The 11020-nt window shown below is 70.1% G+C and carries 10 protein-coding genes; 7 read left to right on the top strand and 3 right to left on the bottom strand.

All coding sequences use genetic code 11. The annotated features are described in order from the left end of the window. Positions 1-29: 29 nt before the first annotated feature. On the top strand, positions 30-1379 hold the full coding sequence (locus ACI3KX_RS06525) for a class II 3-deoxy-7-phosphoheptulonate synthase (RefSeq protein ID WP_349427753.1): 1350 nt from the start codon (positions 30-32) through the stop codon (positions 1377-1379). A 61-nt stretch (positions 1380-1440) separates the two neighbouring features. Here the strand turns inward: ACI3KX_RS06525 and pknB are convergent, their stop codons facing one another. Further along, entirely contained in the window at positions 1441-3396 is a 1956-nt protein-coding gene (pknB, locus tag ACI3KX_RS06530) for a Stk1 family PASTA domain-containing Ser/Thr kinase (RefSeq protein ID WP_404908858.1), read from the bottom strand. A gap of 77 nt (positions 3397-3473) precedes the next feature. After that, on the bottom strand, positions 3474-4709 hold the full coding sequence (locus ACI3KX_RS06535) for a LysM peptidoglycan-binding domain-containing protein (RefSeq protein WP_404908861.1): 1236 nt from the start codon (positions 4707-4709) through the stop codon (positions 3474-3476). Between the two features lie 159 nt (positions 4710-4868). Here ACI3KX_RS06535 and ACI3KX_RS06540 point away from each other — a divergent pair, with 159 nt between their 5' ends. Continuing rightward, positions 4869-5255 (top strand): Rv2175c family DNA-binding protein, encoded by a 387-nt coding sequence (locus ACI3KX_RS06540; RefSeq protein WP_349427750.1) that lies wholly within the window; start codon positions 4869-4871, stop codon positions 5253-5255. Positions 5256-5301: 46 nt separating this feature from the next. On the opposite strand, the gene ACI3KX_RS06545 is transcribed toward ACI3KX_RS06540, so the two are convergent. Next, positions 5302-6396, bottom strand: a complete 1095-nt coding sequence (locus ACI3KX_RS06545) for a polyprenyl synthetase family protein (RefSeq protein WP_404908865.1) — start codon at positions 6394-6396, stop codon at positions 5302-5304. Between the two features lie 63 nt (positions 6397-6459). Here ACI3KX_RS06545 and ACI3KX_RS06550 point away from each other — a divergent pair, with 63 nt between their 5' ends. From ACI3KX_RS06550 to ACI3KX_RS06570, 5 genes are all read left to right on the top strand, one after another. Further along, positions 6460-6825, top strand: a complete 366-nt coding sequence (locus ACI3KX_RS06550; RefSeq protein WP_363357554.1) for a DUF3040 domain-containing protein — start codon at positions 6460-6462, stop codon at positions 6823-6825. A 199-nt stretch (positions 6826-7024) separates the two neighbouring features. Next, entirely contained in the window at positions 7025-7456 is a 432-nt protein-coding gene (gene mraZ, locus ACI3KX_RS06555) for a division/cell wall cluster transcriptional repressor MraZ (RefSeq protein ID WP_163620259.1), read from the top strand. Positions 7457-7580: 124 nt separating this feature from the next. After that, positions 7581-8549 (top strand): 16S rRNA (cytosine(1402)-N(4))-methyltransferase RsmH, encoded by a 969-nt coding sequence (gene rsmH, locus ACI3KX_RS06560; RefSeq protein WP_349428978.1) that lies wholly within the window; start codon positions 7581-7583, stop codon positions 8547-8549. Next, complete coding sequence (locus tag ACI3KX_RS06565; RefSeq protein ID WP_404908870.1) at positions 8546-9172, top strand: hypothetical protein; 627 nt, start codon at positions 8546-8548, stop codon at positions 9170-9172. Before rsmH ends, ACI3KX_RS06565 begins: the two co-directional genes overlap by 4 nt. Before the next feature lie 57 nt (positions 9173-9229). Then, entirely contained in the window at positions 9230-11017 is a 1788-nt protein-coding gene (locus ACI3KX_RS06570) for a peptidoglycan D,D-transpeptidase FtsI family protein (protein WP_404908873.1), read from the top strand. Positions 11018-11020 lie beyond the last annotated feature (3 nt).

Here is an 11020-nt window from a genome sequence, read left to right on the forward strand (position 1 = left end):
GCCGACCTCGTCACGGCTAGACTCGAGGGATGCTTCAGCAGCTCGACGCACTCGACCACTGGCGGACCCTGCCCATCAAGCAGCAGCCCCAGTGGTATGACGCCGAGGCGGCGGTCGCGGCATCCGCTGAGCTGGCCACACTGCCCCCGCTGGTGTTCGCGGGCGAGGTCGACAACCTGCGTGACCGCCTCGCCCGTGCCGCGTCGGGCCGCGCGTTCCTGCTGCAGGGCGGCGACTGCGCCGAGACCTTCGCAGGGGCGACCGCCGAGCAGATCCGCAACCGCATCAAGACGGTGCTCCAGATGGCCGTCGTGCTCACGTACGGCGCATCGATGCCGATCGTGAAGATGGGTCGCATGGCGGGTCAGTTCGCCAAGCCGCGCTCGAGCGACACCGAGACGCGCGGCGATGTCACGCTGCCGGCCTACCGCGGCGACATCGTCAACGGCTACGACTTCACCGAAGGCTCGCGCCAGGCGGACCCGCAGCGACTGCTGAAGGGCTACCACACGGCGGCGTCGACCATCAATCTGATCCGCGCGTTCACGCAGGGCGGCTTCGCCGACCTCCGCGAGGTGCACTCCTGGAACAAGGGCTTCGCACAGAACCCGGCGAACCAGCAGTACGAGCGTCTCGCGACCGAGATCGACCGTGCGATCAGGTTCATGGAGGCCGCCGGCGCGGACTTCGACGAGCTCAAGCGCGTCGAGTTCTACACCGGTCACGAGGGCCTGCTCATGGACTACGAGCGGCCGATGACGCGGATCGACTCGCGCACCGACACGCCGTACAACACGTCGGCGCACTTCCTGTGGATCGGTGAGCGCACCCGTGATCTCGACGGCGCGCACGTCGACTACTTCTCGAAGATCCGCAACCCCATCGGCGTGAAGCTCGGGCCGACGACGACGCCCGAGACGGCGCTGGCGCTCATCGACAAGCTCGACCCGAACCGAGAGCCCGGCCGTCTCACGTTCATCACGCGCATGGGCGCGGGCAAGATCCGCGACGCGCTGCCGCCGCTCCTGCAGGCCGTGCGCGATTCCGGCGCCACCCCGCTGTGGGTCACCGACCCCATGCACGGCAACGGCATCACCACGCCCACCGGCTACAAGACGCGTCGCTTCGACGACGTCGTCGACGAGGTGCGCGGCTTCTTCGAGGCGCACCGCGCGGTCGGCACCTTCCCGGGCGGCATCCACGTCGAGCTCACCGGCGACGACGTCACCGAGTGCCTGGGCGGCTCCGAGCACATCGATGAGGCCACCCTCGCCACGCGGTACGAGTCGCTCTGCGACCCGCGCCTGAACCACATGCAGTCGCTCGAGCTGGCCTTCCTCGTCGCCGAAGAGCTCGAGAAGCTCACCGCCCGCGCCTGACACACGCAGAAGATCCCGGATGCCTCGGCCGAGGCATCCGGGATCTTCGCTGTATCTGCGGTCAGAGCGCAGCGGCGATGCGCAGGGAGATCACGGTGCCGCGGGGCTCCAGGTCCTCGGCGTCGGGCTTCTGCGATTCGACCTGCGTGAACGGGTCGGGGAAGGCATCCCAGCGGGCGTCGTAGTCGATGGTGAAGCCGGCATCGGTGGCCGCGTTGCGGGCTTCGGCGAGCGTCATGCCGACGAGATCCGGCACGGCGAACAACGGGGGACCCGTCGACACCACGAGGGTCACGGTGTCGCCCGGGGCGAGCCAGCCGCCGTCCTCCTTGCCGATGACTCGGATGACGCGGCCCTCGTCGACCGAGTCGCTCGCCTCGGTCTGGCTCGGGTCCGCGACGACCAGCTCAAGGCCCTCGAGGGTGCTGCGGGCCTTGCCCTCGCTCTCGCCCGAGACGTCGGGCAGAGGGCCGAGCGACACCTGGAGCCGGGCGCTGTCACCCTGGTGCACGGTGCACCCGTCGATGCACGGGACGTCCTGCGAACCGTCGTCGGGTGCGCCGACGGGCCGGACGAAGGCGCCGATGACGGTCCCGGCGGCGGCATCCGTGAAGAACGCGGCGCTGTCGTCGGCGACCGAGACGGACTGCGCCGTGAAGGCCGATCGGGCGTCGGCCTCCGACATGCCGGCGAACGACGCGAAGGTGGCCTCGGCCGGACCGAGCGAGACGAAGACGTTCACCTCGGTGTCCTTGTCGACGCGTGTGCCCTGCGGGGGGTTCGTGCGGATGACCTGCCCCGCGGCGACCTCGAGGCTGTTCTCGCCCTGCTGCACGGCGACGAGGGAGTCCGCAGCGAGGATCTCGGATGCCTCGTCGAACGTCTTCCCCGTGACATCGGCGACAGCCACCAGGGATCCGGGTCCCGAGCCGAACCACCACCCGAGGCCGCCCGCGAGAGCCGCGAGCAGCAGCACGAGCACGATGAGCCAGGCGCCTCGCGAGCGGCGGCGCTGCGTGGCGCGGCGAAGGCGGCCGGCGTTGTCGACCTCTTCCATCGCGGCGGTGGGCCCGGTCGGCGTGCCCGGCAGCACGGCGGTGAGTTCACCCGTGGCCGTGGCGTCGTCGCGCACGATGCCGATCGGACCGGTGCGCGCGACGACGGGGGAGATGCCGAGCTCGCGCTCGATGTCGCGCAGGCGCTGCAGCATCTCGCGCGCGTCGAGCGGGCGCTCATCCGGCGACTTCTCGGTCGCCCACAGCACGAGTTCGTCGAGGGGTTCGGGCACGCCGGGGTTCTTGACGCTCGGCCGCGGCACGGAGTCGGTCGCGTGCTGGAAGGCGATCTGCATCGGCTGCTCGCCCTTGTAGGGCTGCTCACCGGTGAGCATCTCGTAGAGCATGATGCCGATGGCGTAGATGTCGCTGCGGGCGTCCGCGGTGCCGCGCGTGACGAGCTCGGGAGCGAGGTAGGCGATCGTGCCGAGCAGCTGCGCGCCCGACGCGGTGTTCGCGGTCGTGGCGCGGGCCAGCCCGAAGTCGCCGATCTTGATGCGGCCGTCCTCGGCGAGGAGCACGTTCTCGGGCTTGACGTCACGGTGCACGATGCCGGCCTTGTGCGCGGCGGCGAGCCCCGACAGCACGGCGTCGAGGATCGACACCGCCTGCGGCACGGTCAGCCGCCGCTGCTCGCGCACCAGCTCACGCAGTGTGATGCCCGGCAGGTACTCCATGACGAGGTACGCCATGTCGCCGTCCTGACCCTGGTCGAACACGTTCACCACGTTCGGGTCGGCCAGCCGGGCCGCCGCGCGGGCCTCCTGGATGAACCGGCTCTGGAACACGGTGTCGTCGCTCAGGTGGCCGTGCATGACCTTGAGGGCGACGCGCCGCTCGAGGCGCAGATCTGTGGCGACGTACACGGTCGCCATCCCGCCGCGGGCGATGCGAGCACGCACCCGGTACCGGCCGTCGACGAGACGGCCGATCAGCGGGTCCGTCTGCTGACTCGTGCTCACGCTGAGAGTCTACGGACGCGGGCCTGCGAGGAAGCGGAGCGCCTCACCCCGCGAGATCGTAATGTGACGCTTCCGGATCAGCCGAGCGCAGCGAGCCACGAGTGCGCCGGCGCCTCCCACTTCGCGTACGCGTCGGGATAGGCCGAGATCTGCACCGCCTGGGCGGCCTGCGTGAACGTCAGGCCCTCCCATCCGGCGATGTCGAGGAGACCGCGCGTGCGGGGTCCGTTCGGGTCGCCCGGGCCGCCGAAGAAGGCGCGGGTCGCGCGCGCGGCATCCTGCACCTCCGCCTCGGCGCCCCAGCCGTAGCTCGGGCGCTGCTGGAAGAGGCCGAGCGAGTCGCGATCGCCCCACGTGACGTTGCGCAGCGACGACTCCTGCATCGCCGTGCCGAGGGCGATCGCGATGCCGCGGTCGGACACCCCGAGTTCGCGGCCGATGCGCACGATCAGCTGCGCGTTGGCCACCTGCTCCGAGGTCAGCCCCGGCACGGAGGAAGCGGATGCCGGGATCCGGAGAGTCTGGCCGGGGTAGATGATCGAGGACCGATCGAGCCCGTTGGCCGACAGCACGGCATCGATGCTCACGCCGTACCGCTTCGCGATCGCGCTGACCGTGTCGCCCGCCGAGATCGTGTGCGTGCCGGCGGCCGGCGCGCTCGGAGCGGGAGCCGGCACGGGCGCCGGGGCCGGCGCAGGGGCGGATGCGGCGGGCGCCGCGGCGCCGGGAATCGTGAGCGTCTGGCCGGGGTAGATGATGGACGACCAGCCGAGCCCGTTGGCCGACAGCACGGCGTCGGTGGTGACGCCGTGGCGCTTCGCGATCGCGCCGACCGTGTCGCCCCCTTGCACGGTGTACGAGCCGTCGGCGGGTGCCGCTGCAGGGCTCGCCGGCGCGGGTGCGGCGACGGCGCTCGCGGCCAGCTTCAGTACCTGCCCCGGGTAGATGGTCGAGGACCAGCCCAGGCCGTTGAGCGCGAGCACGTCGGCGGTGCGCAGCCCGAAGCGGGCGGCGATGCGGCTCACGGTGTCGCCGCGCTGCACGGTGTACGTCGCGGGTGCGGCCTCAGCGGTCACGCGGGCGACGGCGGGAGCGGCGATGACCGCCGCGTGCGCGGCGATCCCCTCCGCAGGTCCGGCGAGCGCGCTGGGCACCGAGACGGTCGCCACTGCGGGGCCTGCGGAGCGGATGCCGCGCAGCACGTGGTCGGCGCTCTGAGCGGCGGCATCCGTCGGCGCGGCATGCGCGGGAACGGCCGAGAGCGTCAGCGCGATCGAGCCGGCGACGGCCGCCGGGACCCCGGCCACGAGCATCCGCGAGGCGGCGCTCCGATGGACATTCTTCCTGGTACTCCGCACCTGTCGCACGAGTTTTCCCCCCTCAGTCGACTCCGAAAACCGTGTCACGGAAGTCATATGGTGTCAACGCCTGTTATAAGAAGAGGCCTGTGTGACAGAAGTGGCTGAAGTGCGATGGGCTCGGCCTCGCTGCGATCTGAGATAGTTGCTTTCGTGACCTCTGACGCGCCCCGCTTCGAGACCGACTGGCTCACCCTTCCCGACCTCGTGGAGGTGCTCGGCGAACCCCTCGGTCGCGTGCGCCGGCTGCTGGACGAGTTCCACCTCGTCGGATCCAAGCGCGACGGCGTCCTGAAGGTCCCGGCCGTCTTCATCGTCGACGGGCACCCGCTGCCGTCGCTGCGGGGCACCGTGTTCGTGCTCCATGACGTGGGGTTCTCGGACGACGAGGTGATCGACTGGCTGCTGAGCCCCGAGGAGTCGATCGGAATGTCGCCGATCGAGGCTCTGCTCGCCGGTCGCAAGAGCGAGGTCCGTCGGGTCGCGCGCACCGTGGTCTGAGCGGCAGCGTCAGCCGCACCGCTCCGGGGTGCCGAAGGGCCGGTGCTCAGGTGGTGCGGACGGTCGCCGCACGAGCCAGATCCCGCAGCTCGCCGACGGCAGCATTGCCGAGCCGTGCTCCCGACAGGGCGCGATCGGCCTCGTGCGCGTAGTCGGCGATGAGGCGCTCGATTCGGTCGAGCGCGCCGGTCTCGACGATCGTCTGCTGCAGCGACGCGATCTGCCCGGCATCCAGGCCGGGATCGCCGATCAGCTCGTCGACGAGGCGGCGCGCGCCGGGAGCGAGAGCCTCGCGCGCATACGCGATGAGCACCGTGCGCTTGCCCTCTCGCAGGTCGTCGCCCGAGGGCTTGCCGGTGGCGGCCTCGTCGCCGAACACGCCCAGCACATCGTCGCGCAGCTGGAACGCCATGCCGAGGGGGTGCCCGAACGCGGCGAGCGCGGCTGCCTGCGCGGCGTCCGCTCCCGCGAGCGCCGCGCCGATCGCGAGCGGCTGCTGCACGCTGTACCGGGCGGACTTGAACGAGGCCACGCGCAGCGCCCGCTCGGCGTGGCGCTCGTCGGGCTCCGTGACGAAGGCGGACTCCTCGGCGATGTCGAGGAACTGACCGAGCGTGACCTCGCGACGCATCAGGGCGTACTCGCGGCGGGCGGCCGCCGCGCGGTCGGGCGACGTCTCGGCGAGCCCCTCTTCGAGGAGGTCATCGCTCCAGGCGACGAGGAGGTCGCCGAGCAGGATCGCACCCGACCGGCCGAATGCGTCGGCATCGCCGCGCCACCCGGACTCGCGGTGCCCCGCCTCGAGGGCACGGTGCGCCGCAGGGCGGCCGCGCCGCGTGTCCGAATTGTCGATGACGTCGTCGTGCACGAGGGCGGCGGCGTGGAAGACCTCGAGCGCCGCGGCCGCTGCCACGACCGGGTCGGGAGCGTCGCCGGCACGGGCCGACGCTTCCTCCACAGCCCTCCACCCGGCGATGCAGAAGCGCCCGCGGAGCCGTTTGCCGCCCGTCGCCGCATCGGCCGCGGCCGAGACGAACCGCGCCGCCTCGGCGCCGGCATCCGTCACGGACTCCCGCTGAGCCGAGATGAAGATGTCCACTCGCTGGGAAATGGCTTCGATCGGTTCTGCGGGTGCGGACACGGGCCTAGCCTAGTGAGGAACGGCACGCGTACAATCGAGCCACCGAAGTACAGAGGGGGATGCATGCCACTCTCCGAACAGGAGCAGCGCCTGCTGGACGAGATGGAACGCCATCTCATGCGCAACGACGCGGATGTCGTCAGCGCGCCCCGCGACGGACGCACCCTGAGCTATCGCAACATCGTCTACGGCACGGTCCTCGTGCTGCTGGGGCTCGGCGGTCTGATCGTCGGGGTCTCGCAGCAATTGATCGTCGTCGGTGTGATCGGCTTCGTCGTGATGCTGGGCGGAGTCCTCCTCGCCGTCACGCCGGGTCGCGGCCCCGGCAAGATACCGGCCGAGCCCGACCGACCCGCAAAACCACAGAATGCCTCCTCGTTCATGGACCGCATGAACGACCGATGGGACAAGCGGCAAGGGGAGCGCTGAGCGCCGCCGCCGGCTGAGTCCGCACGAGAAGCACCGACCTTCGGGTCGGTGCTTTTTTTGTTGCCCGGAAGCCGTGTCGAGGACCGCGGCAAGGGGGCGCGGGGGAGCGTCGGGCGATCCATTAGTAGCAAAGTGGAGGAGAGTGGAGTAAAGTGGCGAACAACCCGGGGGGGCCGGACGAAGGGGGTGTGATGTACCGATGCTGTTGGGCACGCACACACCCAAGCTCGATGACAAAGGACGCGTCATCCTCCCGGCCAAGTTCCGCGATGACCTTGGTGGGGGTGTCGTCGTGACGCGCGGACAGGATCGCTGCCTGTACGTGTTCAGCGAGAAGGAGTTCGAACGGGTGCACGACCGCATCCGTGAGGCCCCGCTCGCGAACAAGCAGGCGCGCGACTTCCTGCGCATGTTCCTCTCGGGTGCCAGTGCCGAGAAGCCCGACAGTCAGAACCGCATCACGATCCCCCCTCCGCTGCGCGCATACGCCGGCCTGGAGCGCGACCTCGTCGTCACCGGCGTCGGCGCTCACGCCGAGATCTGGGACGCCACGGCATGGAACACCTATGCCGAGGCCAACGAAGAGACATACGCCGAGCTGGAGCAGGAGGTGATTCCGGGCCTGTTCTGACGCGCCCTGTCGCCTGGACCCCGACTCCCAGCCGCTCCCGCCCTGTCGCCACTTCCCCGGTGCCAGGTCAGAGCGGATGGGGATCAGGATCCAGGGGGCGGAGCCCGCAGAGGCCCCGACGATCATGAACCTGCGCGACATCCACACCCCGGTCATGCTCGAGCGCTGCATAGAGCTGCTCGCACCCGCCCTCCAGCACGACGGCGCCGTCTTCGTCGATGCCACGCTCGGCATGGGCGGCCACTCCGAGGCATTCCTCGAGCGCTTCCCGAACCTCCACCTCGTCGGTCTCGACCGCGACACCGATGCGCTGCGCATCGCGGGGGAGCGGCTGGCGCGCTTCGGCGATCGCATCACGCTCGTCCACACCGTCTACGACGGGATCGCGGATGCCGTCACCTCGAGCGGCTTCGCCGCGGCCGACGGCATCCTGTTCGATCTCGGGGTCTCGTCGCTGCAGCTCGATGTCGCCGATCGCGGCTTCGCGTACGCGCAGGATGCCCCGCTGGACATGCGCATGGACCAGTCGGCGGGCACGACGGCGGCCGACATCCTCGCCACCTACGGCGAGGGGGATCTCCGCCGCATCTTCGAGCGGTACGGCGAGGAGAAGCTGGCCGGCCGATATGCCCGCGCGATCATCGCCGCCCGGGCGCAGGAGCCGATCGAGCGCTCCGGCCGGCTGGTCGAGATCCTCCAGGCGGCGACGCCCGCGGCCGTGCAGCGCACGGGGCATCCCGCCAAGCGCGTGTTCCAGGCGCTGCGCATCGAGGTGAACCGCGAGCTGTCGGTGCTCGAGCGCGCCATTCCTTCGGCCCTCGGCATCCTGCCGGTCGGCGGCCGCATGGTCGTCCTGTCATACCAGTCCCTCGAGGACCGGCTGATCAAGCGCGCCCTCGCTGAGGCATCGGCGTCCACGGCGCCGGCGGGTCTTCCCGTGGAACTCCCCGAGCACGCCCCGAGATTCCGACTGCTCGTCAAAGGTGCCGAGCTCGCCACCGACGAGGAGCGCGCGGTCAACCCGCGTGCGACGCCGGTGCGCCTCCGCGCCGCTGAGCGCGTGAGGCCCGAGCACGCGGAGGGTGCCGCATGAGCACGATCGCGAACGCCATGACAGCGGCCGGGCTCTCGGGCTCCGCCGCGCGCCGACCGGTCGGCAGTGCCGCCCCGGATCGATCGGATGCCCCGCGCCGGCGCCTGCAGGTCGTCGACGCGCCCGCCCGCCGGCGTCGACCCAAGCTCTTCTACGGGATCGTCGCCGTGATGGGGGCGTTCCTCATCGCCGCCGCGCAGATGTCGCTGTCGATCATGACGACGCAGAGCACCTACGAGCTCGCCGCTCTGTCGAAGGAGCAGCGTGACCTCACCTACGAGAAGCAGATCCTCTACGACGATGTCGCCGGGCTCAGCTCGCCCCAGTATCTGGCGGCGAACGCCGCCGCCCTCGGCATGGTGATCAACGAGGCGCCGAGCTACCTGCGGCTGAGCGACGGCGCGATCCTCGGTCCGTCCGAAGTGGCCATGGGGTCGTCGTCGGTGGACGCGATCGGTCGCGGCGCGGTGGCGAACGCCCTCATCACCGACACGCCCCTCGTCACCGTCCCCGACGCGACCATCGACGGTGTGCCCGTCGAGATCGCCGAGACGCCGGACGGCGGAGTCGGCAACACTCCGCCGCCGCTCACAGACGGACTGCCCACCCCGAGCACACACTGAACCGACGGCATCGCCGGCGGTCGACACGAGAACGCGAGACCAGAGCACGAGACGCACATGACGACACGAAGCACGAGAAGTCCCCGCCGCCGCACCGTCGTGGCCCTCGCCGTCGTCCTCGCCGTCCTCGCCGGATTCATCATCCGCCTCGTCGACATCCAGGTCGTGAACGCCGACGACCACATCAAGGACTCGCTCGACACCGCGTTCGCGGGCAAGCAGACGCTGTACGGCACCCGTGGCTCGATCGTCGACGAGACGGGGCAGACGCTGGCCGGCAGCATCCTGCGGTACGACTGCCAGCTCGATCCGCTGCTCATCACGCAGACCGACGCGGATGTGCTGGAGGAGAAGTCGGAGTCGCGGCTGTGGGCCGACGTGTCGAACGACGTCGCCGAGATCACCGGGCAGACGCCCGAGGACGTCCGCGCGATCGTCGGCACCGCGCTCGCGGATGACCCGGACACCCAGTACGCCGAGCTCAAGAACGGCGTGTCGACCGAGCAGTTCCGCGCCCTGGCCGACCTGAAGATGCCCTACATCACCTGCGTCTCCCACCCGGCGCGCGCATACCCCGACGGGGCCGTGGCAGGAAACCTCGTCGGGTTCATGGGCACGGACGGCGAAGCGCTGGAAGGTCTCGAACTGTCGCAGAACGACTGCCTCGCGGCAACCGACGGCGAGCGCCTCTACGAGCGGGGCAAGGACGGCGTCGTCATCCCCGGCACCGAGACCGAGGTGCCGGCGGCTGACGGCGGCACGCTGCAGCTCACCATCGACCGTGACCTGAACTGGTATCTGCAGCAGCTGATCGCCGAGCAGACGCAGAACATGGCCGCGCAGCACGGCTCGATCCTCGTGTACGAGGTGAAGACCGGAAAGGTGCGCGCGGCGGCCGAGTACCCGACCGTCGACCCGAACAACGTGGATGCCACTCCGGCCGACGATCGCACCAGCCAGATCCTGCGCGGCACCTTCGAGCCCGGTTCGACGTTCAAGGGCCTGACCGCCGCGACCGTCATCGACGCCGGCGGGCAGACGCCCGATTCGACCGTCGTGGCATCGGGGCTGGAGAACTTCCCGAACGGCGCGCGCGTGCGCGACTCGTTCCAGCACCCGGCATACACCTACACGCTCACCGGCGTGCTGATCGACTCGTCGAACGCCGGCATCTCGAAATTCAGCGAGAAGGTCGACAAGAAGACGCGCTACGACTACTTCAAGCAGTTCGGGATCGGTGACGGCACCTCGAGCGGGTACCCGCTCGAGGCGAACGGCCTGATCCATCCCGTCGAGGAGTGGGGCGCTCAGACCGCCTACAACACCGCGTTCGGGCAGGGTGTGACCACCACGATGCCCGAGCTCGCCCGCGCGTACGGCGCGATCGTGAACGGCGGCGTCAAGATGCCGCTGCAGATCATCGAATCCTGCACCAAGCCCGATGGGACCGTCGTCGAGCCAGAACTGGCCGAGCCCGAGCGTGTCATCAGCGAGAGCACCTCGGCGCAGATGCGAGAGATGCTCGAGAACGTGTTCCTGCAGGCTCCGTACGCCAAGACCGTGGAGATCCCCGGGTACCGCATCGGCGGCAAGACGGGCACCGGCGAGAAGGCGGACCTGGTCAACGGCGGTTACAAGGCCGGCGTGTACTACACGACGATGGTCGGCTTCGCTCCGGCCGACGACCCGCAGTACGTGGTGGTCGTCACCCTCGACGAGCCGACGAAGGTAACATCGTCTGCGGCCAACGCGACCGCGTTCCAGAAGGCCATGACCCAGGTGCTCAAGACCTACCGCGTCATGCCCTCGACGACGTCGCCGGAGCTGCTGCCCAAGTTCGGGTAGTCT

Source organism: Microbacterium sp. ZW CA_36 (genome assembly GCF_044987475.1).
Taxonomy (GTDB): Bacteria; Actinomycetota; Actinomycetes; order Actinomycetales; family Microbacteriaceae; genus Microbacterium.